General features: G+C 74.9%; 23 protein-coding genes. 8 read left to right on the forward strand and 15 right to left on the reverse strand.

Translation table 11 applies throughout. The features are described 5' to 3' along the window. Window positions 1–16 precede the first annotated feature (16 nt). The 8 genes from ABZ452_RS00100 to rimP all read right to left on the reverse strand — a co-directional run bounded on the left by ABZ452_RS00100 (window position 17) and on the right by rimP (window position 8,395). Window positions 17–1,063 carry a bifunctional oligoribonuclease/PAP phosphatase NrnA gene (locus ABZ452_RS00100; protein ID WP_357937219.1) on the reverse strand — a complete coding sequence of 349 codons (1,047 nt, stop codon included), beginning with the start codon at window positions 1,061–1,063 and terminating at the stop codon, window positions 17–19. Next, window positions 1,060–1,551: a 30S ribosome-binding factor RbfA gene (gene rbfA, locus ABZ452_RS00105; protein WP_357937221.1), complete on the reverse strand. Its 492-nt coding sequence runs from the start codon at window positions 1,549–1,551 to the stop codon at window positions 1,060–1,062. Before rbfA ends, ABZ452_RS00100 begins: the two co-directional genes overlap by 4 nt. Window positions 1,552–1,742: 191 nt before the next feature. Next, window positions 1,743–2,036: a DUF503 domain-containing protein gene (locus ABZ452_RS00110; protein ID WP_357937223.1), complete on the reverse strand. Its 294-nt coding sequence runs from the start codon at window positions 2,034–2,036 to the stop codon at window positions 1,743–1,745. A 34-nt stretch (window positions 2,037–2,070) separates the two neighbouring features. After that, window positions 2,071–3,168, reverse strand: a complete 1,098-nt coding sequence (locus ABZ452_RS00115; RefSeq protein WP_357937225.1) for an SAM-dependent methyltransferase — start codon at window positions 3,166–3,168, stop codon at window positions 2,071–2,073. Window positions 3,169–3,247: 79 nt separating this feature from the next. Beyond that, complete coding sequence (gene infB, locus ABZ452_RS00120) at window positions 3,248–6,253, reverse strand: translation initiation factor IF-2 (protein ID WP_357937228.1); 3,006 nt, start codon at window positions 6,251–6,253, stop codon at window positions 3,248–3,250. 93 nt (window positions 6,254–6,346) lie between these two features. After that, entirely contained in the window at window positions 6,347–6,682 is a 336-nt protein-coding gene (locus ABZ452_RS00125) for a YlxR family protein (protein WP_357937230.1), read from the reverse strand. Between the two features lie 16 nt (window positions 6,683–6,698). Then, the gene (nusA, locus tag ABZ452_RS00130) at window positions 6,699–7,742 is read right to left on the reverse strand and encodes a transcription termination factor NusA (RefSeq protein WP_357937232.1); all 1,044 of its coding nucleotides are present in this window, start codon (window positions 7,740–7,742) and stop codon (window positions 6,699–6,701) included. Beyond that, a complete protein-coding gene (rimP, locus tag ABZ452_RS00135) occupies window positions 7,739–8,395 on the reverse strand; it encodes a ribosome maturation factor RimP (RefSeq protein ID WP_357937234.1) in 657 nt (218 codons plus the stop codon). The genes nusA and rimP overlap by 4 nt, the downstream gene beginning before the upstream one ends. Before the next feature lie 264 nt (window positions 8,396–8,659). Between rimP and ABZ452_RS00140 the strand changes: the two genes are divergently transcribed. From ABZ452_RS00140 to ABZ452_RS00170, 7 genes are all read left to right on the forward strand, one after another. Further along, window positions 8,660–9,109, forward strand: a complete 450-nt coding sequence (locus tag ABZ452_RS00140) for a hypothetical protein (protein WP_357938143.1) — start codon at window positions 8,660–8,662, stop codon at window positions 9,107–9,109. Continuing rightward, window positions 9,106–9,546 carry a ferritin-like domain-containing protein gene (locus ABZ452_RS00145; protein WP_357937236.1) on the forward strand — a complete coding sequence of 147 codons (441 nt, stop codon included), beginning with the start codon at window positions 9,106–9,108 and terminating at the stop codon, window positions 9,544–9,546. The genes ABZ452_RS00140 and ABZ452_RS00145 overlap by 4 nt, the downstream gene beginning before the upstream one ends. Window positions 9,547–9,616: 70 nt before the next feature. After that, window positions 9,617–10,198 (forward strand): PadR family transcriptional regulator, encoded by a 582-nt coding sequence (locus ABZ452_RS00150; protein WP_357937238.1) that lies wholly within the window; start codon window positions 9,617–9,619, stop codon window positions 10,196–10,198. A gap of 76 nt (window positions 10,199–10,274) precedes the next feature. Further along, complete coding sequence (locus tag ABZ452_RS00155) at window positions 10,275–10,997, forward strand: ABC transporter ATP-binding protein (protein ID WP_357937240.1); 723 nt, start codon at window positions 10,275–10,277, stop codon at window positions 10,995–10,997. Then, window positions 10,994–13,681: an FtsX-like permease family protein gene (locus ABZ452_RS00160; protein ID WP_357937242.1), complete on the forward strand. Its 2,688-nt coding sequence runs from the start codon at window positions 10,994–10,996 to the stop codon at window positions 13,679–13,681. Before ABZ452_RS00155 ends, ABZ452_RS00160 begins: the two co-directional genes overlap by 4 nt. 58 nt (window positions 13,682–13,739) lie before the next feature. Beyond that, window positions 13,740–14,219: a nitroreductase family deazaflavin-dependent oxidoreductase gene (locus tag ABZ452_RS00165; RefSeq protein WP_357937243.1), complete on the forward strand. Its 480-nt coding sequence runs from the start codon at window positions 13,740–13,742 to the stop codon at window positions 14,217–14,219. A 109-nt stretch (window positions 14,220–14,328) separates the two neighbouring features. Further along, window positions 14,329–15,066, forward strand: coding sequence for a nucleotidyltransferase domain-containing protein (locus tag ABZ452_RS00170; protein WP_357937245.1), 738 nt, complete (start codon window positions 14,329–14,331; stop codon window positions 15,064–15,066). Between the two features lie 16 nt (window positions 15,067–15,082). Here ABZ452_RS00170 and ABZ452_RS00175 read toward each other — a convergent pair whose 3' ends face one another. Then, the gene (locus ABZ452_RS00175; protein WP_357937247.1) at window positions 15,083–15,799 is read right to left on the reverse strand and encodes a VIT1/CCC1 transporter family protein; all 717 of its coding nucleotides are present in this window, start codon (window positions 15,797–15,799) and stop codon (window positions 15,083–15,085) included. After that, window positions 15,796–16,653 (reverse strand): type I methionyl aminopeptidase, encoded by an 858-nt coding sequence (gene map, locus ABZ452_RS00180; RefSeq protein WP_357937249.1) that lies wholly within the window; start codon window positions 16,651–16,653, stop codon window positions 15,796–15,798. The genes ABZ452_RS00175 and map overlap by 4 nt, the downstream gene beginning before the upstream one ends. Before the next feature lie 95 nt (window positions 16,654–16,748). On the opposite strand from map, the gene ABZ452_RS00185 reads away from it, so the two are divergent. Further along, window positions 16,749–17,063, forward strand: coding sequence for an STAS domain-containing protein (locus tag ABZ452_RS00185; RefSeq protein ID WP_357937251.1), 315 nt, complete (start codon window positions 16,749–16,751; stop codon window positions 17,061–17,063). A gap of 18 nt (window positions 17,064–17,081) precedes the next feature. Here the strand turns inward: ABZ452_RS00185 and ABZ452_RS00190 are convergent, their stop codons facing one another. The 5 genes from ABZ452_RS00190 to ABZ452_RS00210 form a co-directional block, all read right to left on the reverse strand. Next, window positions 17,082–20,735 (reverse strand): SpoIIE family protein phosphatase, encoded by a 3,654-nt coding sequence (locus ABZ452_RS00190; RefSeq protein ID WP_357937253.1) that lies wholly within the window; start codon window positions 20,733–20,735, stop codon window positions 17,082–17,084. Window positions 20,736–20,848: 113 nt separating this feature from the next. Next, the gene (locus ABZ452_RS00195; protein WP_357937255.1) at window positions 20,849–21,631 is read right to left on the reverse strand and encodes a gamma-glutamyl-gamma-aminobutyrate hydrolase family protein; all 783 of its coding nucleotides are present in this window, start codon (window positions 21,629–21,631) and stop codon (window positions 20,849–20,851) included. After that, window positions 21,628–22,395 (reverse strand): 3-oxoacyl-ACP reductase, encoded by a 768-nt coding sequence (locus tag ABZ452_RS00200; RefSeq protein ID WP_357937257.1) that lies wholly within the window; start codon window positions 22,393–22,395, stop codon window positions 21,628–21,630. Before ABZ452_RS00200 ends, ABZ452_RS00195 begins: the two co-directional genes overlap by 4 nt. 1 nt (window position 22,396) lies before the next feature. Further along, window positions 22,397–23,752 (reverse strand): aldehyde dehydrogenase family protein, encoded by a 1,356-nt coding sequence (locus ABZ452_RS00205; RefSeq protein ID WP_357937259.1) that lies wholly within the window; start codon window positions 23,750–23,752, stop codon window positions 22,397–22,399. Window positions 23,753–23,791: 39 nt separating this feature from the next. Next, the gene (locus tag ABZ452_RS00210) at window positions 23,792–25,156 is read right to left on the reverse strand and encodes a glutamine synthetase family protein (RefSeq protein WP_357937261.1); all 1,365 of its coding nucleotides are present in this window, start codon (window positions 25,154–25,156) and stop codon (window positions 23,792–23,794) included. Window positions 25,157–25,269: the final 113 nt, after the last annotated feature.

The raw sequence follows: 25,269 nt of genomic DNA on the forward strand, positions 1-25,269 counted from the left end.
CCGCCCTCGGGGTGGGTCAGGCGGGCAGCAGGGCGCCCGGCAGCTCGGCGCGGATGCGCTCCACCACCTCGTCGACCGTGCCCCGCCCGGTGAACCCGGCGGCGAAGCGGTGCCCGCCGCCGCCGAGCGCCATGGCGACCCGGCTCACGTCCACCGCGCCCTTGCTGCGCAGCGAGACCGCCCACTCGGCGTCGCCGGACTGCTTGACCACGCAGCTCACGTCCGCCTCGGCCGTGCAGCGCACCGAGTCGATAAGGGCCTCCAGCACGTACGCCGGCTGGTCGTGCCGGGCCAGGTCGTCCCGGGTGGCGTACGTCCAGACGAACCCGTGCCCGCCGGCGGCCGCCGGCTCCAGCCGCGCCCGGCCCACCACCTCGCCGAAGAGGCGGACCGCGCCGAACGGGCGCGTGTCGAAGATCCTCCGGGAGATCTCCCCCGGCCGGACCCCGGTGGCCAGCAGCCGGGCCGCCATCTCGTGCACGGCCGGCGTGGTGGCCTCGAAGCGGAACGAGCCGGTGTCGGTGCTGAGCGCCACGTAGAGGCCGGCCGCGATCTCCGCGTCCAGCGGCACCCCGAGCCGGTCCAGCAGCCCCAGCGCGACCACCGAGGTGGCGGCCGCCTGCGGGTCGACCAGGTGGATGCCGCCGAACCCGGTGTTCGAGGCGTGGTGGTCCAGCACCAGCGCGGTGCCCGCCTTGTCCAGCCGGTCGACCAGGTCGCCCAGGCGCGACTCGCTCGCCGCGTCGAAGCAGATCACCAGGTCCGGATCCGGGTAGGCGTCGTCCTGCGCCACGAGCAGATCGGAACCGGGCAGCCAGCGGAACGGCTCGGGCACCTCCGGCGGCCCGGGGAAGGTCGCCTGGAGCTGCCGTACACCGAGCCGGCGCAGGCCCAGCCCGAAGCCGAGCATGCTGCCCAGCGCGTCGCCGTCCGGGTTGACGTGGCAGATGAGCAGCACCCGCGCGGTGGCGGTGAGCCCTCGTACCGCCGCGACGGCGGCCGCCCAATCGCTGTCGGTCGGGCCGGCGCCCGCCGGCGGGCCGCCCGCGGCGGGACCGGTCACGGGCGGTCGCCGCCGCGCGGCTCCTCGTCCCCGGTCGCCTCGACCTCGGCGTCCTCGGTGTCCTCGTCCTCGTCCTCGACCCGGTACGGCTGGGCCTCGCCCGCGTACTCGGCCTTGGCCGCCAGGCGCTGCACCTCGGCGTCGGCGTTGCGGGCCGCCGCGAGCAGGTCGTCGATGTGCTTGACCTGGTCCTGCACGTCGTCGAGGACGAAGGTCAGCGTCGGCGAGTGGCGCAGCCCGAGCGCCTTGCCCACCGTGCTGCGCAGCATGCCCTTGGCGCTCTCCAGCGCGGCGGCGGTGCTGGCCTGGGCCGTCGCGTCGCCGAGCACCGTGTAGAAGACGGTGGCGTCGCGCAGGTCGGCGGTGATCCGGGCGTCGGTGATCGTGATCATGCCGAGCCGGGGGTCCTTGATCTGGCTCCGCACCACCGACGCGACAAGTTCACGGATGCGCTCCGCGTGCCGGCGTACCTTGGCCGGATCCGTCATGTCCCCCACCTCCAGGGCTTCCTGCTTCCTACGACGGCTCCCGCTCGGCGCGCCTGACGGCACTGCCGGACCTGGAGCCGTCGGCCGGGGACGACGGCGCGGCGCCGCCGGTCCGACCGCTCAACATCCCGAACATTACCCGCGCGATCGCCGCCCCCGCGCGGGGCCGCCGCCAGCCTGCGACCGGCAGGTCAGTCCTCCTCGCCGTGCAGGCGGCGGTGGACCGACAGCAGCTCGACCTCCGGCCGGGCGGCCACCAGCCGCTCGCAGGCGTCGAGCACCTCGCGGACGTGCGCCGGCTCGGCGGCCACCACGGCCACCCCGATCTGCGTGCGGCCGTGCAGGTCGAGGGCCCCCACCTCGGCGGCGGACACCTCGAACCGGCGCAGCGCCGCGACGATCGGCCGGACGTACGACCGCTTGGCCTTCAGGGACCGGGAGTCCCCCGGGAGCAACAGGTCGAATTGCGCGGTTCCGGTGTACACGGCGAGCAACGGTACGGCAGGAGCACTCCTGCGGTCACCCGGTTTCCGCCGGCGGCTCCGGGTCGCCGGGCCGCCCCGAGCCGGAGTCGTCGTGCGCCACCGCCACCAGCACGTCCCGCTCGATCGCCTGGTCGACCCGGTGCGCCAGGTCCCGCCAGCCGGGCCCGTCGACCACCCGCAGGCCGGCGTCGGCCAGCACCGCCTCGGCGGCGGCGCGCGGGGCCACGCGGGTGTTCCAGGACAGGCCCAGCGCCCCGCCCGGACGCAGCAGTTCCCGCCACACCGGTACGGCGGCGGTGAGCAGGTCCAGCGGGCTGCGGGACAGGCCCGTGTCGGTGCGGCTGCCGTGCGCCACCCCGTACGGGGCGTCGGTCACGATCACGTCGGCGCAGCGGGGGCGGAGCACCTCGCGGGCCCGGGTGGTGTCGGCGTGCAGCACGGTGACCCGCTGGGTCGCCCCGGTCCGGTGCGCGTCCCGGGACGGCGCGAGGACCGCCTCGAAGCGCCGGGCCACGAGCCTGCGGTCCCGCCGCACCGGCACCGTCTCGGCGGTGTGCTTGAGCCGCTTGCGGCGCAGCCAGGTACGCAGGAACGCCGCGTAGGTGTCCACGTCCTTGCCGTCGTGTTCCACGCCGATGCCGTCGTAGCCGTACATGAGCGCCTGGTTGAGGGTGGTGCCCCGCCCGCAGAGCGGGTCGAGCACCACGACCGGCCCGGCCAGCATCCGGGGCGCCGAGGCCGATGCCAGCACGGTGACGTTGAGCAGCAGCCGGGTGAACTGCTCGTTGGTCTTGCCGGCGTACTTGGGGATGGTGACGAGGTCGGAGTCGTACCGGGCCAGGGGGTGCAGCGGCACCGGCCGGAGCAGGTCGTCGCCCACCCGCTCGAAGAGCGCGTACGCCGCCGACAGGTTGGCGAGGTGCGCCAGGTCGCGGGCGCCGAGGCCGGGCGCCGGGACCGAGAAGGTCAGGTACTCCACCCCGCCGATCCGCTCCACCGCGGCGTCGACCGGCGCCGAGTCGAGGACCCCGGACCCGGCGAACACGGTCAGCTCGGCGCGGGCCAGCCGGCCGGCGGCGTCGGCGTAGACGCGGTTGGCGGAGAGAGCGAGGAGCAGCGCGTACCTGAGCACGCCGGAGATTGTCGCAGCCTGCGGGAACGGCGACGGCCGGGACCCGCAGGGCCCCGGCCGTCTCCGTCGTTCACACCGCTCAGGCGCGCGGCTTCTCCCGCATCTCGAAGGTCTCGATGATGTCGCCGACCTGGACGTTGTTGAAACCGCCCAGCGTCAGACCACACTCGAAGCCTTCGCGGACCTCGGTCGCGTCGTCCTTGAACCGCTTGAGGGAGCTGATCGTGAGGTTGTCCGCCACGACCGCCCCGTCCCGCAGCAGCCGCGCCTTGGCGTTGCGGCGGATGAGGCCGGACCGGACGATACAGCCGGAGATGTTGCCGATCTTGGACGAGCGGAAGACGTCGCGGATCTCCGCGGTGCCCAGCTCGACCTCCTCGTACTCCGGCTTGAGCAGACCCTTGAGCGCGGCGTCGATCTCCTCGATGGCCTGGTAGATGACCGTGTAGTACCGGATCTCCACGCCCTCGCGGTCGGCGATCTCGCGGACCTTGTTGGCGGCCCGCACGTTGAAGCCGATGATCGTGACCGCCTCGGACGAGGCGCTCGCGAGCATGACGTCGCTCTCGGTGATCGCACCCACGCCCCGGTGGATGATCCGAAGCTGGACCTCCTCCGGGATGTCGAGGTTGAACAGCGCGTCCTCGAGGGCCTCCACGGAACCGGAGACGTCGCCCTTGAGCACCAGGTTGAGCGAGGTCTTCTCGCCCTCCTTGAGCTGCTCCATGAGCGTCTCGAGAGTCGCCCGGCCACGGGAGTTGGCGAAGGACGCCGCCCGCCGCCGTGCCTGCCGCTGCTCGGCGATCTGCCGCACGGTCCGGTCGTCCTCGGCGGCCAGGAAGGTGTCACCCGCACCCGGCACCGTGGTCAGACCGAGCACCATGACCGGACGCGCCGGCCCGGCCTCGTCGACCGGCTTGCCGTTCTCGTCCAGCATGGCCCGGACCCGGCCGTGCGCCCCACCGGCGACGATCGAGTCGCCGGCCCGGAGCGTGCCCTTCTGCACCAGCACGGTCGCCACCGCGCCACGGCCCTTGTCCAGGTGCGCCTCGATGGCGACACCCTGCGCCGGCCCGTCGATCGGAGCGGTCAGCTCCAGCGACGCGTCGGCGGTCAGCAGCACGGCCTCGAGAAGCTCCTCGATGCCGATGCCGGGCTTGGCCGCCACGTTGACGAACATGGTGTCGCCGCCGTACTCCTCGGCGACCAGGCCGTACTCGGTCAGCTGCTGGCGGACCTTGTCCGGGTTCGCCTCGGGCTTGTCGACCTTGTTGACCGCGACCACGATCGGCACGTCCGCAGCCTTGGCGTGGTTGAGCGCCTCGATGGTCTGCGGCATGACGCCGTCGTCGGCCGCCACCACCAGGATCACGATGTCCGTCACCTGGGCACCGCGGGCACGCATGGCGGTGAACGCCTCGTGACCCGGGGTGTCGATGAAGGTCACCGCGCGGTCCTCGCCCTCGTGCGGGACGTGGACCTGGTAGGCGCCGATGTGCTGGGTGATGCCACCCGCCTCGCCGGCCACGACGTTCGCCTTGCGGATCGCGTCGAGCAGCTTGGTCTTACCGTGGTCGACGTGACCCATGACGGTCACGACCGGCGCACGGCTGACCAGGCGCTCCGCCGCGACCTCGGCGTCGAGGTCGATGTTGAACTGCGCGAGCAGCTCACGGTCCTCGTCCTCCGGGCTGACGATCTGCACGTCGAAGCCGAGGTGCTCACCCAGCAGCAGCAGCGTCTCGTCGGAGCAGGACTGGGTCGCCGTCACCATCTCGCCCAGGTTGAACATCTCCTGGACCAGCGAACCCGGGTTGGCGTTGATCTTGTCGGCGAAGTCCGACAGCGAGGCGCCACGGGACAACCGGACGACCTGACCCTGGCCACGGGGGGCACCCGAGGACATGGTCGGGGCCGACAGGTTGTCGAACTCCTGTCTGCGCTGCTTCTTCGACTTGCGACCGCGGGTCGGCCGGCCACCGGGACGCCCGAAGGCACCCGCGGCGCCACCGCCACGGCCACGACCGCCACCACCCGGACGGCCACCGCCGCCGGCCGGGGCACCCGGGCGGAAACCGCCACCGGGAGCACCACCGCCGCCACCGGGACCGCCGCGGTAACCACCGCCGCCACCGGCACCGCCGCCGGGACCGCCGCGGTAACCACCGCCGCCGCCACCGCCACCGGGACCGCCGCGGAAGCCGCCGCCGCCACCACCGGGACGGCCCGCGCCGCCGCCGGGTCCGCCACGACCGCCACCGGGGCCGCCGGGGCGACCCGTGGTCGGCCGCTGGCTCGGCATGGAGGCCGGGCTGGGCCGGGGCGGCATGGAAGCCGGGCTGGGCCGCGGCGGCATGCCCGCCGGGCTCGGCCGCGGACCGCCGCCACCGGCGGCCGGAGGCCGCTGCTGGCCACCCTGGATGCCGAACGGGTTGTTGCCGGCGCCGCGCGCCGGCGGACGACCGCCCGGCCGGGCACCCGGGCCCGGGGTCGGGCCACCGGGACGGCCGGCGGCCGGGGCACCCGGACGCGGCGGCGCCGCGTTCGGACCCGGACGCGGCCCCGGACGGGGACCACCCTCGGTCGGGGGCTCGCGGCGGACGTTCTCCCGCTGCTGCTGGCGGGCGGCCTGCGCGGCCTTGACCGCGGCCTCCTGCTCAGCCTTGAGGGCGGCGGCGCGCGCCTCGGCGGCCGCCACCTCGATGTCGTGCGCGCTCGCCGGCTTGGCGACCGGAGTCGCCGGCTGCGGCGGGCCGGGGACCGGGCCCTTGGGCTTCGGTCCAGGGGTCGGCGCGGCCGGCCGCCGCGGCGGCATCGGCTTGGCCGAGACCCGGGGGGCGCCCGGGGTCGGGGACGGCGTCGGGGTCGTTGCCGGGCTCGGTGCGGCCGCCGGCGGGGCGGTCGGCGCCGAGGAACCACCGGCGGACGCGACGAATGCGCCACGCAGCCGTCGGGCGACGGGCGCCTCGACGGTGCTGGACGCGGACTTGACGAACTCGCCCATCTCCTTGAGCTTGGCGAGAACGGTCTTACTCTCGACCCCGAGCTCCTTGGCGAGCTCGTGTACGCGGGCCTTTCCTGCCACTGCACTCCTCACTCCGAGGTCGTGCGGGCAGCACCCGCAGCGACCTCACTCGTGCACTTGAAGCCTGGTCATTTCAGGGACTTCATCGTGTGCTCATGTCGGTCGTCCTACCTTGCTAGCGACCCTCGACCGGTCGGGCTGACCGGTCGTCGGGGTTTGCGCGTCAACGTGCTCCGCGAGCGCACCGTGGTCGGGGACCCCGGTGACGCGCAGTGCCCGCCCGAAGGCGCGGCGCCGCACCGCCTGCGCGAAGCAGGCCGGATCCGGGTGCATGTTCGCTCCCCGACCCGGCAGTCTGCGAGCCGGATCAGGCCGGAGGCTGTAATGACCAGCCTCGTCACCGATCGCGACGATCCGCAGCAACTCGCTGGCCGGCGCTCGCTTCCGGCAGCCCACACAGGTGCGCTCCGGCAGCGCGCGTCGTGCCACTGGAGGAAGTCTACCCCTAGCTGCTCGAGATCGCGCCGCCCGCCTCGGGAACGTGATCAGCTCCGCCCCGGCCGGCCGCCCCGCTCTGCTCCGCGTCGGAGCGGATGTCGATCCGCCAACCGGTCAACCGGGCCGCGAGTCGGGCGTTCTGCCCTTCCCGCCCGATCGCCAGCGAGAGCTGGAAGTCCGGGACGGTCACCCGGGCGGTCCGGCTGGCCAGGTCGACGACCTCCACCCGCAGCGCCTTGGCCGGGGAGAGCGCGTTGCCGACGAAGGTGGCGGGGTCGTCCGACCAGTCGATGATGTCGATCTTCTCGCCGTGCAGCTCGCTCATCACCGCGCGGACCCGCTGGCCCATCGGGCCGATGCAGGCGCCCTTGGCGTTGACCCCCTGGGCCGTCGAGCGCACCGCGATCTTTGTGCGGTGACCTGCCTCACGCGCGATGGCGCCGATCTCCACGGTGCCGTCGGCGATCTCCGGCACCTCCAGGGCGAAGAGCTTCTTCACCAGAGCCGGGTGCGACCGGGACAGGGTGATCTGCGGGCCGCGCATGCCCTTGGCGACGTGCACCACGACGCAGCGGATCCGCTCGCCGTGCGCGTAGCGCTCGCCGGGGACCTGCTCGGACTGGGGCAGGACGCCCTCCAGCTTGCCCAGGTCGACGCTGACGATGCCCTTCTCGGCCCGCGCCTCGTGCGCCTGCACCACGCCGGTGACCAGGTCGCCGTCGCGGCCGACGTACTCGCCGAAGTGCACCTCGTCGGTGGCCTCCCGCAGCCGCTGGAGGATCACCTGCTTGGCGGTCATGGCCGCGATCCGGCCGAAGTCGTGCGGGGTGTCGTCCCACTCCCGCACCACGCTGCCGTCGGCGTCCACCTCCTGGGCGTACACCGAGGCGGCCCCGGTCTTGCGGTCGATCTCCACCCGGGCGTGCGGCTCGGCGCCGTCGGTGTGCCGGTAGGCGGTCAGCAGCGCGGTCTCGATCGCCGCGAGGATCGTGTCGAACGGGATTTCCCGCTCGCGCTCCAGTGCGCGCAGCGCCGCGAGGTCGATGTTCACCTCTCCTCGTCCTCCAGATCTTCGTCGTCGTCGATGTCGGTGTCGTCACCGAAGTCCTCGTCGGCCACCTCGTCCAGGCGGGTGAACTCCACCTGGACCCGGCCGGGGCCGAGCTCGGCGTACGGGTGCTCCGCACGGCCGGCGTCGGTCTCCAGCGCCACGCGCTCGTCGTCGGCGGCGGCGATCCGGCCGGTGACCTGCCGGTCCCCCTCGGGGCCGTGGACGGTCACCTTGACCAGCCGGCCGGCGTTGCGCCGCCAGTGCCGGGGCAGGGTGAGCGGGCGGTCCACGCCGGGCGAGCTGACCTCGAGCTGGTACTCGCCGGCCACGATGTCCCCGCCGGCCTCCTCGGCGGCGTCCAGCGCCGCCGAGACCGCCCGCGAGACGTCCGCGACGGCGTCCAGGTTGATCCCGCCGTCGGCGTCCACGATCACCCGGACCACGTGCCGGCGGCCGGCGCGGGACACGGAGAGGTCCTCCAGGTCGTAGCCGGCGGCGGTGACCACCGGCTCGATCACCTCGCGCAGCCGGGCCCGGCGCGCGTTCAGGTCGCCGCGGGGTGCGCCGCCCCGGTCCGCGCCACGGGGGCCGTCGGACCGGCGGGGGCGCCCCGAGGGCCCCGTCGGCCGGGTGGCACGGCCACGCTGCGTCATTCGGCGCACCTCTCTGCTGTTGCCACGGGCCCGAGGGTCCGTCGTGTCACTGCTCGGGCGGGCCGGTCGGCCCGCCATGCCGGCACGCCACCGGGGCGTCCGCGCCCGGTGGCTGCGCAGAGCGTAACGCGCGGGCCGGGCGGCGGGCCCGGCGGCGCACCGACGCCACTGGCCCACAGGGCGGCGGAGATGGTGTTGACTTGTCCGGTGGCGACGGTCAGAACGACATCGGATCAGGGCGCACCGGGGCATTCCCGGCGGGCGCTGCTGCGCGCCGGCGCGCTGGTGGCGCTCGGCGGCGCGGCCGTGCCGTTGACGGGCTGTGATCTTTTCGACCGCGACGACAAGTCCCGGCCGCCCGATCCGCTGGAGCCGCTCGCGGCCGAGGCCACCGCGCTGGAGGCCCGCTACCGGGCCGCCGCCACCGCCGTCCCGGCGCTGGCCGAGCGGTGCACGGCGATCGCCGACGCGCACCGGGCGCACGCCGAGGAGTTGCGGAAGGTCATCGGCCGGCCGGCACCGTCCGGCAGTCCCGCCGCCAGCCCGACGGGGGCCGCGGCCGACCCGGACACGGTCCGGACCGAGCTGCGGCAGGCCGAGCAGGAGGGGCGGGACAACGCCGCGAAGGCGTGCGCCGCCGCGCCCGCCGAGCGGGCCGCGCTGCTCGGGTCGATCGCGGCGGCCCGGGCGACCCACCTGGAGGCGTTGAAGTGACCCCGACCAGCGGCCCGACCCAGGCCCTCGGCGACGCGCTCGCCGCCGAGTACGCGGCCATCTGGGCGTACGGCGTGATCGGCGTGCACCTGACCGGGGCGGCCCGCTCCGCCGCCCGCTCCGCCGAGGCGGCACACCGGTCCCGCCGGGACGCCCTCGTCCTCCAGCTCAGCTCGGGCGGGGGTCAGGTCCCCGCCGACCGGGCCGGCTACGCGCTGCCCTACCCGGTGACCGACCGGGCGAGCGCCCTGAAGCTGGCCGTCGAGATCGAGGAGCGCAGCGCGGGCCACTGGCGGGCGGCCCTGCCGCACACCACCGGAGCGGACCGGAACCGGGCGCTCGCGGCGCTCACCGACTGCGCGCTGCGGGCCACCCGCTGGCGGCGCACCGCCGGGGTGACCCCGGTCACCGTGCCGTTCCCGGGCCGGCCGGCCTGAGCGGAGGCCCCGGTCACCCGGCGGAACCCTGCGGTTGCGGACCGCATACCAGGTATGCATACTCCTGGCCATGTCCATCCGCCACGGCCTGCTCGCCCTCCTGGAGCGCGGCCAGATGTACGGCTACCAGCTCCGCTCCGCGTTCGAGGAGTCGACCGGGTCGACCTGGCCGCTGAACATCGGGCAGGTGTACACCACCCTGGCCCGGCTGGAGCGCGACGGCCTGGTCCGCTCGTTGCCGGAGAGCGAGGCCGGGCAGCGGCCGTACGAGATCACCGACGCCGGGCGGGCGGACCTCACGCTCTGGTTCGCGACCCCGATCAGCCGGGCCGACCGGCCCCGCGACGAGCTGTCGATCAAGCTGGCCCTGGCCCTCACCACCCCCGGCGTGGACGTCCGCGCGGTCGTGCAGACCCAGCGCAGCGCCACCATGCGGGCCCTGCAGGAGTTCACCCGGTTGAAGTACGGCAGTGACAAGCCGGAGGATCTGCCCTGGCGCCTGGTGCTGGACGCGATGATCTTCCAGGCCGAGGCCGAGGTCCGCTGGCTCGACCACTGCGAGACCAGCCTGGTCCGCCACCGTCCGGCGCCGAGCCGGCCGGTCACCCACCCGGAGGCGGTGGACCGGGCCGACGAGGAGGCCCGCCGGTGACGGCAGCAGGTGAGCTCGTGAGCGCGAGGAGTGAGCCGGTCTTGCGTGCCCCGAGGTCGCGAGCGAAGGTGACGCGGTGAACGGGGTGTTGGAACTGCGGACCGTGCACCGGACCCACGGCGCCGGCGAGGCGGCCGTGCACGCGCTGCGCGGGGTGAGCCTCACCGTGGCCGCCGGCGAGCTGGTGGCCGTCATGGGGCCGTCCGGCTCCGGCAAGTCCACCCTGCTGGCGCTGGCCGGCGGCCTGGACCGGCCGACCGGCGGGGAGGTGCTGGTCGAGGGCGAGTCCCTCGGCGGCCTGTCGGCCCGCGACCTGGCCCGGCTGCGCCGCCGCCGGATCGGCTACGTCTTCCAGGATCTGAACCTGCTCGGCAGCCTCACCGCCGTGGAGAACGTGGCGCTCCCCCTCGAACTGGACGGCGCCGGCGTCCGGGCGGCCCGCCGGCAGGCCCTGGCCGCGCTCGCCGAGGTGGACGTGGCCGGGCTGGCGGACCGCTTCCCCGACCAGATGTCCGGCGGCCAGCAACAGCGGGTGGCGATCGCCCGGGCCCTGGTCGGCGAGCGCCGCCTGGTCCTCGCCGACGAGCCCACCGGCGCGCTCGACTCGCAGGCCGGCGAGGCGGTGCTGCACCTGCTGCGCCGCCGGGTGGACGCCGGCGCGGCCGGGGTGCTCGTCACGCACGAGGCGCGGCACGCCGGCTGGGCGGACCGGGTGGTGTTCCTCCGCGACGGGGTGCTGGTGGACTCGACGGCCCCGCTGGTCGGCGTGGAGCATCTGCTCAGCGGCAGCGGTCGGTGAACCGGGGCCGGCTCGCCGCCACGCTCGGGTCGTGGCGGACCGCGCTGCGGATCGCCCGGCGGGAGGCGCTGCGGGCACGCCGGCGTACCGCCCTGGTGCTGGTGATGATCGCGCTGCCGGTGCTCGGGCTCAGCTTCGCCGCGGTGAGCTACGACATGGCCGAGCTGAGCCGGGCCGAGCGGATGGACCGGCAGCTCGGCGCCGCCGACGCGGAGCTGCGCTGGGCCGACGTGAACCCGATCACCCAGGACGCCTGGGGGGAGGGTTCCTGGCCGGTCCAGGGCGATGCGGTGCCCCGGACCCGTCCGGTGACGGCGGACGAGCTGCGGGCGCTGCTGCCCGCCGGCACCCGGCTCACCCTGCTGCGCCGGTGGGTGCCGTTCGACGTACGGGTGGACCGGAAGACCGTGTCGTTCGACGCCCGCGCCGTCGACCTGACCGACCCGCTCGCCCGCCCGCTGGCCACCCTGCGGGAGGGCCGGCGGCCCACCCGCTCCGACGAGATCGCGGTGAGCCCGGCGGCGCTGCGCCGGCTGGGCGCCCGGCTCGGCGAGCCGGTGCGGACCGTCGACGGCACCACCTACCGGGTGGTCGGGGTGGTGGAGTTCCCGGACAACCTCCGGGAGGTGGTCGCGCTCCGGCCGGAGCTGCCGCCCGGGCCGCCCGCCGCGGCGGACGAGAGCTGGCTCGTGGACCTGCCCGGGCCGGTGGACGGGACGCTGGTCGACCGGCTGAACGCCCGGGGAATCCTGGTAACCGCCCGGAACCCGCTGCCCGGACGGGACGAGATGGCCACCGGACCGGACCTGCCCGACGCCGAGGAGGCCGGCAACACGGTGCTGGTCGGCGGGCTCGGCCTGCTGGAGGTCGTGCTGCTGGTCGGCCCGGCCTTCGCGGTCGGCGTACGCCGGCGGCGCCGGGACCTGGCCCTGGTCGCGGTGGCCGGCGGGGACGCCGCGCACCTGCGCCGGATCGTGCTCGCCGACGGGGTGGTGCTCGGCGCGGGCGGGGCGGCCGTCGGGCTGCTGCTCGGCATCGGCGCCGCGTTCGCCGGCCGCCCGCTGGTCGAGCAGTACGTGATCCAGGCGCGCTTCGGGGCGTACCGGGTCTTCCCGGCGGCGCTCGTGGCGATCGTTGCGGTGGCGGTGCTGGCGGGTGTGCTGGCCGCGCTCGCCCCGGCCTGGACGGCGGCCCGGCAGGACGTGGTGGCCGGGCTTGCCGGCCGGCGGGAGCCGCCGCGACCGGGCCGCCGCTGGCTGGCCCTCGGGCTGCTGCTCACCGTGGCCGGCGCCGCCGTGGCCGCGTTCGGCGCCACCCGGACCACGCCGACGGGGGTGCTGGCCGGGGTGGTCCTGGGCGAGCTGGGGCTGGTCTTCTGCACCCCGACGCTGATCGGGCTGCTGGCCCGGACCGGCCGGCTGCTGCCGCTGACGCCCCGGCTGGCGCTGCGCGACGCGAGCCGCAACCGCTCGTCGGCCGCGCCCGCCATCTCCGCGGTGATGGCGGCGGTGGCCGGCAGCGTGGCGCTCGGCGTCTACGTGGCCAGCGACGACGCCCGGCAGCGGGCGGCCTGGCAGCCCGGCCTGCCCCCGGGGCACGTGCTGCTCCAGCGCACCGACGGGCCGGCCGACAGCGCGCTGCCCCCGGCCGGCGAGGTGGCGGAGCGGGTCCGGGCGGTGCTGCCGGGAGCCACCGTGGTCCCGCTCGCCGCTCCCGAGTGCGCCCGGCCGGCGGACAAGGAGGACTACTGCGTCGCCACCGCGGTGCGCCCGCCCGAGCAGCGCTGCCCGTACGACCCGATGGGCTCCGGGCCGCCCTCGGCGCGGACCGACCCGCGCTGCGCCCGGCCGTTCCGCGAACCGAGCGACTTCTACCTGCCGGCCATCGTGGACGACGGGACGGCGCTGCCCGCGCTGACCGGCGGCCCGGCCGAGGAGGTGGCGGCGGCCCGCCGCACGCTGGGGGCGGGTGGCGTGGTGGTCACCGATCCCGGGCAGGTGGTGGACGGCCGTGTGCGGGTGGAGGTCAGCCACGGCTCCGACGCCCCGACGGCCGTGGGCACGCTGCCCGGCTACGCGCTGCGCGGCGGCCTCCCGGTGGACCGGGTGGTGCTCTCCCCGGCGGCGGCCACCACGCTCGGCCTCGTGGCCGCGCCGCTGGGCTACCTGGTCGACACCGCGGACGCGCCGACCGCCCACGATCGGGACCGGCTGGCCGCCGAGCTGACCGAGGTCGCCCCGCTGGCGGTCCAGGTCGCGACGGCCGGGCCGCCGTTCGACCAGCGACCGCTGCTGCTCCTGCTGGCCGGGGCGTCCGGCTTGATCACCCTGGGCGCGGCCGCGGTGGCCACCGGCCTCGCCGCCGCGGAGGGCCGCCGGGACCTGTCGACCCTCGCCGCGGTCGGCGCCGATCCCCGGGTACGCCGGGTGCTGTCGCTCTCCCAGGCCGGGGTGATCGCGGTGCTCGGATCGGTGCTCGGCATCGTCGCCGGCCTCGGCTCGGCGGCCATCATCCTGGTCTCGCTCAACCGCCGCTACGCCCAGTCCTGGCCGGTGGAGCCGCCGTACCCGCTGGTGGTGCCCGGGTCGACGCTGACCGTGCTGGTGGTGGTGCCGCTGGTGGCCATGGTCGGGGCGGCGCTGCTCACCCGGTCCCGGCTGCCGGTCGAGCGCCGGCTGGACTGACACCGCTCGATCCGGTCGGGGGGTGTCGCGGGCGGGGTGCGGGCGGCACACTGGGCGGGTGTCCGCCCTGGGATCCCTCACCCGTCGTCTCGGTCACCAGAAGTGGTTCGCCGCCACCATGCGCCTGCTCGTTCCCGCCGACCGGCTGGTCGGCCGGCTCACGAAGGGGCGGGTGGTCGCCTTCGGGCTGGTGCCCTCGCTGGTCCTCACCACCACCGGCCGCCGCTCCGGCAAGCCGCGCAGCAACCCCCTGCTCTACGTGCCGGACGGCGACGCCTTCGTGGTGATCGGCTCGAACTGGGGGCAGCAGCACCAGCCCGCCTGGTCGCTGAACCTGCTCGCCCAGCCGGCCGCCGAGGTCGACGTCAAGGGGCGCCGGGTCCCGGTCCGCGCCGAGCCGATCAGCGGCGCGGAGCGGGAGCGGCTGTTCACCCGGCTGGTCGACGAGTGGCCGGCCTACCGCACCTATGTGGAGCGGGCCGGCGGCCGGGAGATCCGGGTGTTCCGGCTGGTCCCGGTGGGCGAGCCGGCCGCCTGACCCTCGGGCGCGGCGAGCCGGCGGGCCCGGTCCGGCTGGCTAGGGTGGTGGTCGGTCGACGCGCGCCGGGCCGCCGCCGGGCGGGCCGCGCGCGGAACGGAGGTGGACCGTGGGAGCCGGCGGCGCCGAGCTGGACACCGACCGCTACCTGGACGATCCCCGCTGGCGGGTCGCCGAGCGGGTGAGCGACGCGGCGCTGCGCCGGTTCCGGGCGGACGTCCTCGCCGTGGCGGTGCACGGCCCGCTCGCGCACGGCGACGACGACGGCGGCGGCAACGGCGAGGTCGGGCTGCTGGTGGCCACCTACCGGCCGGGCGGCGGGCCGTCGCCGGCCACCCGCCGGGTGGACGGGGTGCTGGTCGACCTCACGGTGGCCGGGGCCGACGACTACCTGCGGCAGGCCACGGCGATCACGGCGCTCTGGCCGCTCACCGCCGACCGCTACGTCACCACCCGCGCCCTGCACGACCCGACCGGCTGGCTGCGCACCCTCCGCGACGGGCACCTCGCCCGGCTGGCCCGGGCCCGGCCGGCCGAGTTCACCGCCGCGGCCCGCCAGGCCTGGTACCGGGGCAGCGCGGCACACGCCCGGGCGCTGCGGCTGGCCGAGTGGTACGAGACGGACCCGGCGCTGCTCATGCTCGGCGAGGCCCGGCTGGCCGCGGCCACCGTGCAGGGGCTGCTGAGCCGCACCTACTTCCGGGACCCGGGCGACGCGGTGCGGCGCACCGGCCTGGCCGGCGCGGACATGACCGAGGTGGGCACGGTGCTGGCCCGCCAGGCCGAGGAGCTGGCCGCCCGCGGCCGCCCGGTCGACGGCACGGTGGACGACCTGCTCGGCGGCTAGGGCGTGCCCGGGCCGGTCAGCCGATCCCGCCCTGGATGCCGATCAGGGCGCCGACCAGGTAGGTGGCGCCGGCCGCCAGGGCGCCGAGCAGCAACTGCCGCAACCCGCTCGTCCACCAGGTGCGGTTGGTGAACCGGGCCACGATCGCGCCGGCCACGAAGAGGCCGACCCCGCCGACGGCGAGCGCCAGCGCGAGGCTGGTGAAGCCGAGCAGGTAGGTGATCAGCGGCACCAGCGCGCCGACCGAGAAGCAGAGGAACGAGGAGATCGCCGCCGCCCACGGGCTGGGCTGCTCGTCGGGGTCGACGCCCAGCTCCTCCCGCACGTGCACCCGCAGCGCCTCCTCCGGGTTGCGCCGGACCGCCTCGGCGACCTGGGTGGCCAGGTCCCGCGGCAGCCCCCGGGCCACCCACGCGTCGGCCAGCTCGCGGGCCTCCGCCTCCGGGTGCCGCTCCAGCTCGCGCCGCTCCTTGGCCACCTCGGCGGCCACCTGCTCGTTGGCCGAGCGGACGCTGGTGTATTCACCCAGCCCCATCGAGATGGCGCCGGCCACCAGCCCGGCCGCGCCGGTGAGGACGACGCTGCGCGGGGAGACCCCGCCGCCCCCGACCCCGGCGATCAACGCGATGTTGGTGACCAGCCCGTCCATCGCCCCGAACACGGCCGGCCGGAGCCAGCCGCCGGACACGTCCGCGTGGTGCGCCTCGCGCAGCGCCGCCGGGGTGTCGGTCACGGCAGCGTGAGGATCTCGTGGCCGTCGTCGGTCACGACGATGGTGTGCTCGAACTGCGCCGTCCACCGGCGGTCCTTGGTGACCACGGTCCAGCCGTCGTCCCACATGTCGTACTGGTAGGTGCCGAGGGTGATCATCGGCTCGATGGTGAACGTCATCCCGGGCTCCATCACGTCGGTGGGGCGCGGGCTGTCGTAGTGCGGCACGTAGAGGCCGCTGTGGAAGGACTCGCCGATACCGTGGCCGGTGAAGTCGCGCACCACGCCGTAGCCGAACCGCTTGGCGTACGACTCGATGACCCGGCCGATCACGTTGATCTGCCGGCCCGGTGCGACCGCCTTGATGCCGCGCATCATCGCCTGGTGGGTCCGCTCGACCAGCAGGCGGGCCTCCTCGCTCACCTCGCCCACGCAGAAGGTGGCGTCGGTGTCGCCGTGCACCCCACCGATGTACGCGGTCACGTCGACGTTGATGATGTCGCCGTCCTCGAGCACCGTCGAATCGGGGATGCCGTGGCAGATGACCTCGTTGATGCTGGTGCAGCAGGACTTCGGGAAGCCCTTGTAGCCCAGCGTCGACGGGTAGGCGCCGTGGTCGCAGAGGAACTCGTGGACCACCTTGTCGATCTCGTCGGTGGTCACGCCCGGCTTGCAGTGCTCCCCGGCGAGCTGGGTGGCCTGGGCGGCGAGCCGGCAGGCCACGCGCATCTTCTCGATGGTCTCCGGCGTCTGCACGTGCGAGCCGCGCCACTCCTGGGGACGCTTCTTGCCCACGTATTCGGGACGCGGGATGTCAGCGGGAACCGCTCGCCACGGGGAGAGCGTGCCTGGGGTCAGCGGCGCACGGACGGTCATGCTGACAAGCCTATCGCCGCACTCCTGGTGACCCCCGCCACGGCCCGCTCGCCCGGGTTGTTGCCGCACCGCAAGGCCTGTGCCATTGTTGCTCCGTGGATCAAGGGGGCGCGCCGCCCGTCTTCTCCGCGACGGCGGAGATCGACGGTGATCAACTGCGCGTCCAGGTGGTCGGCGAGGTCGACATGGCGACCGCCGACACCATGTACCAGACGGTCCTGCGGGAGTCCGCCCGCCACGTCACGCTCGACCTGCGGGCGGTGACCTTCTTCGACTCGGCCGCGATCCACGCCGTGGTCCGGCTGGCCCAGCAGCTCCCCGGCGCGCTCACCGTGCTGCCGTCCCGGCAGGTGCGGCGGGTGCTGGAGATCTCCGGCCTGGGCGAGCAGCGCTGGCTGGAGCAGGCCTAGCCGCCGCCCGCCGCGGCCTCAGCCCGCCAGCCGGCGGCGCAGGACCAACTCGGTGCCGTCGTCCGTGCGGGTCACGGTCATCTCGCCGAGCGCCTGGATCAGCGACAGCCCCCGGCCCCGGAAACTGGACCCGGTGGATTCCTTCCACCGGCCGCTGTCCCGGATCGTGGCGGTCACCGTCCGGTCCTCGATGGTCACCTCGACGCCGATCGTCGGCTCGGCCGGGTCGACCGGGTGCTCGATGGCGTTGGCGGCGGCCTCGGAGATCGCCACCGTGAGGTCGAACAGGTCGGTCTCGCCGACGTGGTGGGCGACGAGGAAGTCCTCCAGCCGCTTGCGCAGCACGCTGAGCCGGGTCGGGTCGGCCGGCAGCCGCAGCGCGAAGCGGTTCAGCTCGGTCGCCTCCAGGGCGAGCACCGCCACGTCGTCGTGCCGGGTCCGCTCGGCGACCCGCTCCACCACCGCGTCGACCAGGTCGGCCACGTGCTCGCCCGGGGCCGTCGCGTCCGCCCGGAGCTGACTGAGCCCGGCGTCGATGCCGGCCTGCCGGTCCTCGATGAGCCCGTCGGTGTAGAGCAGCAGCCGGCCGCCGGGGGCCAGCTCGGCGTCGACGGTCCGGTACGCCGTGCCGGGGACCGCCCCGACCGGCGGCCCGAGCGCCCGGTCGTGAAGGAACACGGCGGCGCCTCCCCGGATCAGCAACGGCGAGGGATGGCCCGCGCTGGCGTAGCGGAGCCGGCCGGTGCGCGGGGAGAAGCGCAGGCAGACGACGGTGGCGAACGACCCGCCCTCGGTGGAGCCGACCAGCCGGTTGAGCCGGGTCAGCGCCTCGCCCGGGTCGTAGCCCTCCAGCACGTACGCCCGCAGCGCGTTGCGGAGCTGGCCCATCGCGGCGGCGGCCCGCACCCCCTTGCCGACCACGTCGCCGATGACCAGCACCAGCTCGTCGTCGGGGGTGCCGATCACGTCGTACCAGTCGCCGCCGATCTCGACGTCGGCGCTGCCCGGCAGGTAGCGGCTGGCCACCACGGCGCCGGGGAGCTGCGGCAGCGTACGCGGCAGCAGGCTGTGCTGGAGGGTGGTGGCGATCCGGTGCTCGGCCTCGTAGAGCCGGGCGTTCTCCAGCCGTACGCCGATCAGCCGGGCCAGCTCGGTGAGTGCCGCCTGCTCGGTGCCGCCGCCCTCCCGGCGCCAGACCCGCAGCTCGCCGAGCTGCTCCTCGGTGGTGCCGGTCAGCGGGAGCACCACCGACGGCTCGGCGGACGCGTCCCCGCCGCCGTCCGCCTCGTACCGCGCGCCGGTGGCCGTGACCACCACCCGGGCGGCCTCGGCCAGACGGAGCGCGTGCCGCGCGGCGACCTGCACCACCTCGGCGGTGGAGCGGGCGGTGTTGATCGCCACGGCGGCGTCGGCGAGCGCCCGCAGCCGGCGGATGATCTGGCCGCGGAGCTGGCCCAGCTCGACGTTGGCCCGGACCCGGGCGATCAGCTCCTGGCTGGAGAAGGGCTTGGTGAGGTAGTCGTCGGCGCCGACCGAGAGCCCGGCGACCTCCTCCGCCGCGCCGGCCCGGGCGGAGAGCAGCACGATCGGCACGTGCCGGGTGACCGGGTTGCCGCGCAGCGCGGTGACCAGCCCGAACCCGTCCAGCCGGGGCATCATCACGTCGGTGAGCACCAGGTCGAACGGGGAGTCGACGGCCAGCCGCAGCGCCTCCACGCCGTCCGGCACGGTGACCACCTCGTACGCCGGGGAGAGCAGCCGGCTGACGTGCTCGCGCAGGTCGGCGTTGTCGTCGGCGACCAGGATCCGGCCCGCTCCGCCCGACAGCCCGACCGATTCGGGCAGCCCCCCGGGCCGGGCCACCTCGTCGGTCCAGAGCGCGGTCTCGGCGACGTAGAGGCGGGCCTGCTCCGGCTCGGCCGGCGGCAGCGCGGCGAGGGCCGAGACCCGGTCGGCGGGCAGGTGCGCGTAACCGAACGGCACGGTGACCGTGAAGGTGGTGCCCTGGTCGACGACACTGTGTGCCTCGACCGTGCCGCCGTGCATCTCGACCAGCTCGCGGACCAGGGCGAGGCCGATGCCGGTGCCCTCGTGGGTGCGGGCGCGGGCCCCGGACACCCGGTGGAACCGCTCGAACACCTGCGGCAGCTCCTCCGGCGCGATGCCGACCCCGGTGTCGGTGACCTCCAGCACCGCCGCGTCGGCTCGGGCGGCCACCCGGACCCGGATCTCGCCGTCGAAGGTGAACTTGACGGCGTTCGACACCAGGTTGAGGACGATCTTCTCCCACATGTCCCGGTCGACGTAGACCGGCGAGGGCAGCGGCGGGCAGTCCACCACGAGGCGCAGGCCGGCCCGCTCGGTGGCCGAGCGGAAGGTGCTGGCCAGCCGGGCGGTGTAGTCGGCCAGGTCGGTGGGCTGGTAGCGGGCGGTCAGCCGGCCGGACTCCAGCCGGGAGAAATCCAGCACCGTGTTGACCAGCTTGAGCAACCGCAGCGCGTTGCGGTGCATCACGGTCAGCCGGTCGAGGTACGCGTCGGGCACGTCGCGGTCGGCGAGCAGGTCCTCCAGCGGCCCGAGCACCAGGGTGAGCGGGGTGCGGAACTCGTGACTCACGTTGGCGAAGAAGTTGGTCTTGGCGCGGTCCAGCGCGGCGAGGGCGGCGGCGCGGGCCCGCTCCTGCTCGTACGCCCGCTGCTTGCCGACGGCCCGGGAGATCTGGGCGGCCACCAGGTCGGCGAAGTGGCGGTACTCGTCGGTGAAGGGCAGCCGGCGGGCCACCCCGAGCAGCAGCACGCCGGCCGGCTCGTTCGTCGCCGTGAGCGGCAGCAGCAGGGCCCGGTCGGCGGCGTCCGGCGGCACCGTGCCGAGCAGTTCGGCGGTGGAGACCCAGCGGGGCATCTCCGGGGAGTCACCGGGGCGTGGTGGCCCGCCGGCGATCGTGGCGGGGGCCACCCCGGAGCAGCCGGCCAGCGCCGGGACGCCGTCCTCGTCGTGCAGCCAGACGGCGCTGAACGGCACGTCGGCCCGGTGCGTGTCGAGCACCCGGGCGGCGGTCCGGCCCAGCTCCACGGTGCTGCGCACATCGGCCAGCTCGGTGCCCAGCTCGGCCAGGGCCCGCAGCCGGCGCTCGCCGACCACCCGCCCGGTGGTCTCGTTGACGAAGCAGAACACCCCGCTGACGCTGCCGTCGGCGTCCCGGATCGGGTCGTAGGAGATGTCGAAGTAGACGTCCTCCAGGAAGCCGTGCCGGTTGAGCACGAAGGGGTGATTCTCGCCACGGTAGGGCGCGCCGGTGCCGTGCACGCCGTCGAGCAGCGGCCCGAGCACGTCCCAGGTCTCCGCCCAGTGCTGCCGGGCGGACTGACCGAGGACCGCCGGATGCTTGTCGCCGATGGTGGGCCGGTAGGCGTCGTTGTAGAAGGCCAGGTGGTCCGCGCCCCAGAACAGCACGATCTGGGCCCGGGAGGAGAGCATCGTGCTGACCGCGTGGCTGAGTGCGGGGGGCCAACCGTGCGGGGCGCCGAGCGGGGAGTGGGACCAGTCGAAGCCGCGCAGTCGCTCGCCCATCTCGCCTCCCGCGGCGAACGCCGCGCTCAGCAGTGGCGGAAGAGTCTCCCCGGTTTCCGAGGACGAACGACCGACGCCCCCGCCCCCCTGGGCCGAACCCATGCAGCCTCCCGCTCCGGCCGAGTCCACGACGACCGGCGCAGCCACGCCGGTCGTGCCCCGCCTACTACCCAGGCGGAGGAGCAACGTAACGCATCGCCACCCCGGGACGCTGGTTACCTACGCCTCATCCTGACGGAACCTCCGGCCGGCGGCGAGTCGAGCGCGTCCCGCGGGTCGGTCCGGGCGGTGTCGTGGGAGGTCGCGGCGCCGGCCGCCGCGCGGACCAGAGCGGCGACCGGCCGCGGATCGGGGTCGTTCTCCGGGTGCCACTGCACGCCGAGCAGGAAGCGCCGCGCCGGATCCTCCAGGGCCTCCACCACCCCGTCGTCGGCCCAGCCGGTCACGGCGAGGCCGCCCGGGTCGGCCACCCCCTGATGGTGGTACGAGTTGACCCGGTCCACCCCGGCCATCACCGCCCCGGCCAGGCTGCCGGCGGCGAACCGGACCGGATGCGACCCGTACACCCCGGGTGCCGGCCGGTGGCCGTCGTGCCCCACCACGTCCGGGAGGTGCTGGTGCAGCGTGCCGCCGTAGGCCACCGCGAGCAGCTGCATGCCCCGGCACACGCCGAGCACCGGCAGGTCGGCGGCGAGCGCGGCGGTCAGCAACGCCAGCTCGCCGGCGTCCCGGTCCGGCCGGCTCTCGGTGCGCGGGTCGGGCGGTGTGGCGTACCGCTCCGGGCCGACGTCGGCGCCGCCGGCCAGCAGCAGGCCGTCCAGCACCCGCAACACGTCGGCGTCGGCGTCGTCCGGGGGCAGCACCACGGCCCGGCCGCCCGCCGCGGTCACCGCCCGGACGTACGCCTGCGGCACCAGCGCCGCCGGCACGTCCCGCCACACCGCCCAGCCGGCCGGCTCGACGTACGACGTGATGCCGATCAGCGGCCGCCGACTCATAGGGGTGTCACGTACGCGCCGGTGATCCCGCCGTCGACCACGAACTGCGCGGCGGTCATGAACGAGGCGTCGTCACTGGCCAGGAAGGCCACCGCGGCGGCGATCTCCGCGGGGTTGCCGAACCGGCCCATGGGCACGTGGACGAGGCGGCGGGCGGCCCGCTCCGGGTCCTTGGCGAACAGCTCCAGCAGCAATGGGGTGGCGACCGGGCCGGGGCAGAGCGCGTTGACCCGGATGCCCTCCCGGGCGAACTGCACGCCCAGCTCCCGCGTCATCGCGAGCACCCCGCCCTTGCTCGCCGTGTACGCGATCTGCGACGTCGCGGCCCCCATCAGCGCCACAAACGAGGCGGTGTTGATGATCGACCCCTTGCCCTGCCGGCGCATGTGCGGGATGGCGTACTTGCAGCAGAGGTAGACGCTCGTGGTGTTGACCCGCAGCACCCGCTCCCAGGCGTCCAGCCCGGTCTCCAGGATCGAGTCGTCGTCCGGCGGCGAGATGCCGGCGTTGTTGAACGCCACATCCACCCGGCCGTGCCGCTCGGCCACCCCGTCGAAGAGTTCCCGGACGGCCGTCTCGTCGGCCACGTCCGCGGCGACGAACTCGCCGGCCACCTCGTCGGCGGCCCGCTTGCCCGCCTCGGCGTCGATGTCCACACAGACCACCCGGGCCCCCTCGGCGGCGAACCGCCGCACGGTGGCCAGGCCGATGCCGCTGCCCGCCCCGGTCACCACGGCGACCCGGTCCTGAAGCCGTCCCTGCATCTCACTCCTCCGTGCTGATGAACACGTTCTTGACGTCGGTGAAGGCGTGCAGCGCGTCCGGACCCAGCTCCCGGCCGAGGCCGGAGCGCTTCATCCCGCCGAACGGGGTCCAGTAGCGCACCGAGGAGTGCGAGTTGACGCTGAGGTTGCCGGCCTCGACCGCCCGGGCCACCCGGACCGCGCGGCCCACGTCCCGGGTCCAGATCGAGCCGGAGAGCCCGTATTCCGTGTCGTTGGCCAGGCGGATCGCGTCCGCCTCGTCGTCGAACGGGAGCACCGACACCACCGGGCCGAAGATCTCCTCCCGCCAGTGCCGGTCGGCCGGGGAGTCGGCGAGCAGCACGGTCGGCGCGTACCAGAAACCGCCGCCGTCGGGACGGTCGCCGGTGAAGGCGACCTTCGCCCCGTCGACGTACCCGGAGACCCGGTCCCGGTGCCCGGCGGAGATCAGCGGGCCCATCTCGGCGGTCTCGGCGGCCGGGTCCTCGACCCGGAACCCGCGCACGGCCGGTTCGAGCAGTTCCAGGAAGCGGTCGTACACCGAGCGCTGGACCAGGATGCGGGAGCGGGCGCAGCAGTCCTGGCCCGCGTTGTCGAAGACCGCGGCCGGCGCGCTGGCCGCGGCCTTCGGCAGGTCGGCGTCGGCGAAGACCAGGTTGGCGGACTTCCCGCCCAGCTCCAGCGTCACCCGCTTCACCTGGGCGGCGCAGCCCGCCATGATCCGGACGCCGACCTCGGTGGAGCCGGTGAAGCAGACCTTGCGGACCGCCGGGTGGGTGACGAACCGCTCGCCCACCACGCTGCCCTGGCCGGGCAGGACGGTGAACACGCCCTCCGGCAGGCCGGCGTCGAGAGCCAGCTCGGCCAGGCGCAGCGCGGTCAGCGGGGTCAGCTCGGCCGGCTTGAGCACCACCGTGTTGCCGGCGGCGAGCGCGGGGGCGAAGCCCCAGCCGGCGATGGGCATGGGGAAGTTCCACGGCACGATCACCCCGACCACGCCGAGCGGTTCGTGGAAGGTGACGTCGAGCCCGCCCGGCACGGGGATCTGGTGCCCGGTCAGCCGCTCCGGCGCTCCCGCGTAGTAGTCGAGCACGTCCCGGACGTTGCCGGCCTCCCAGCGCGCGTTGCCGATGGTGTGGCCGGCGTTGCGCACCTCCAGCAGCGCCAGCTCCTCCCGGTGCGCGTCGACCACGGCGGCGAACCGCCGCAGCAGCCGCGCCCGGTCCCCCGGCGCCACCGCGCGCCACGTCTCGAAGGCCGCCGCCGCCCGCTCGATGGCCGCGTCCGTCTCCGCGAGCGAGGTGGCCGGCACCTCGCGCAGCGGCTCACCGGTCGCCGGGTTGATCACCTGGGTCACGCGCCCCACCCTTCTCCTGGCGGCACCCCGAGCGCAAGGTCAGAGGCGCTCGAAGCCACGCACCAGCTCCCAGTCGGTGACGGCCGCGTCGAAGGCGGCCAGCTCCACCCGCGCGGTGTTGGCGTAGTGGTCGACCACCTCGGCGCCGAACGCCTCCCGGGCCGTCGCCGAGGACTCCCACAGGGCGAGGGCGTCGCGGAGCGTGCCGGGCACCCGCTCGGCCTCGGCGTCGTCGTACGCGTTGCCGCCGCACTCCTCGCCCAGCTCCAGCTCCCGCTCGATGCCGTGCACCGCACCGGCGACCAGCGCGGCGATCGCCAGGTACGGGTTGACGTCGGCGCCCGGCACCCGGTTCTCCACCCGCATCCCCTGGCCGTGCCCGACCAGCCGCAGCGCGCAGGTGCGGTTGTCGGTGCCCCAGCGCAGCGCGGTCGGCGCGAACGAGCCGGGCTGGTAGCGCTTGTAGGAGTTGATGTTGGGGGCGAACAGGATGCTGAACTCGCGCATGGTGGCGAGCAGCCCGGCCAGCACCCGCTGCCCGGTGGCCGACAGGTGCGCCGGCCCGTCCCCGAGCATGGCCGAGCGGCCGTCGGAGTCGCGCAGCGAGAAGTGGATGTGGCAGGAGTTGCCCTCCCGCGCGTTCGGCTTGGCCATGAAGGTGATCGACATGCCCTCCTGGGCGGCGATCTCCTTTGCCCCGTTCTTGTAGATGACGTGGTGGTCGGCGCAGGCCACCGCCTCGTCGTAGCGGAAGGCGATCTCGTGCTGGCCCAGGTTGCACTCGCCCTTGGCGCTCTCCGGGATCAGCCCGGCGCCGGCCATCTCGGTGCGGATCCGGCGCAGCAGCGGCTCCACCCGCGCCGTGCCGAGCAGCGAGTAGTCCACGTTGTACTGGTTGGCCGGGGTCAGCTCGCGGTAGCCGCGCCGCCACGCCTCCTCGTACGAGTCGCGGAACAGCACGAACTCCAGCTCGGTGCCCGCGTACGCGGTCAGCCCGTGAGCGGCGAGCCGGTCGAGCTGCCGGCGCAGGATCTGCCGGGGCGAGGCGACCACCGGCCCGGAACCGTCCAGCCACTCCAGGTCGGCCAGCAGCATCGCGCTGCCGGGCTGCCAGGGCACCCGGCGCAGCGTGTCCAGGTCGGGCCGCATGGCGAAGTCGCCGTAGCCGCGTTCCCAGCTCGACATGGCGTACCCGTCGACGGTGTTCATGTCGACGTCCACGGCGAGCAGGTAGTTGCAACCCTCGCTGCCGTGCGCCACGACCTGGTCCAGGAAGAACGGCGCGTGGAACCGTTTGCCCTGGAGGCGGCCCTGCATGTCGGTCAGCGCGAGCACCACCGTGTCGATCTCGCCCTCGGCGACCGCGACGCGCAGTTGTTCGAGCGTGAGCGGAGCTTTCCTCATCGGCGCGCCTCCATCACCAAGGTCTACTGGCAGAACCGGATCACCGTCAATGCCCCCTGCGGACACCGTCGCAAACGCGATCGGCCGGGGGCCGGAGCCGGGTCGGTAGCGGG

This window comes from Micromonospora sp. NPDC005707 (genome assembly GCF_040631005.1).
Lineage (GTDB): Bacteria > Actinomycetota > Actinomycetes > Mycobacteriales > Micromonosporaceae > Micromonospora.

Excerpts from the sequence above, each read along its gene's own strand:
- rbfA (WP_357937221.1), bottom strand. The coding sequence starts at position 1,551 with ATGACGGATCCGGCCAAGGTACGCCGGCACGCGGAGCGCATCCGTGAA.
- rimP (WP_357937234.1), bottom strand. The coding sequence starts at position 8,395 with ATGACGCAGCGTGGCCGTGCCACCCGGCCGACGGGGCCCTCGGGGCGC.
- ABZ452_RS00150 (WP_357937238.1), top strand. The coding sequence starts at position 9,617 with ATGTCCATCCGCCACGGCCTGCTCGCCCTCCTGGAGCGCGGCCAGATG.
- map (WP_357937249.1), bottom strand. The coding sequence starts at position 16,653 with ATGACCGTCCGTGCGCCGCTGACCCCAGGCACGCTCTCCCCGTGGCGA.
- ABZ452_RS00190 (WP_357937253.1), bottom strand. The coding sequence starts at position 20,735 with ATGGGTTCGGCCCAGGGGGGCGGGGGCGTCGGTCGTTCGTCCTCGGAA.
- ABZ452_RS00195 (WP_357937255.1), bottom strand. The coding sequence starts at position 21,631 with ATGAGTCGGCGGCCGCTGATCGGCATCACGTCGTACGTCGAGCCGGCC.
- ABZ452_RS00200 (WP_357937257.1), bottom strand. The coding sequence starts at position 22,395 with ATGCAGGGACGGCTTCAGGACCGGGTCGCCGTGGTGACCGGGGCGGGC.
- ABZ452_RS00210 (WP_357937261.1), bottom strand. The coding sequence starts at position 25,156 with ATGAGGAAAGCTCCGCTCACGCTCGAACAACTGCGCGTCGCGGTCGCC.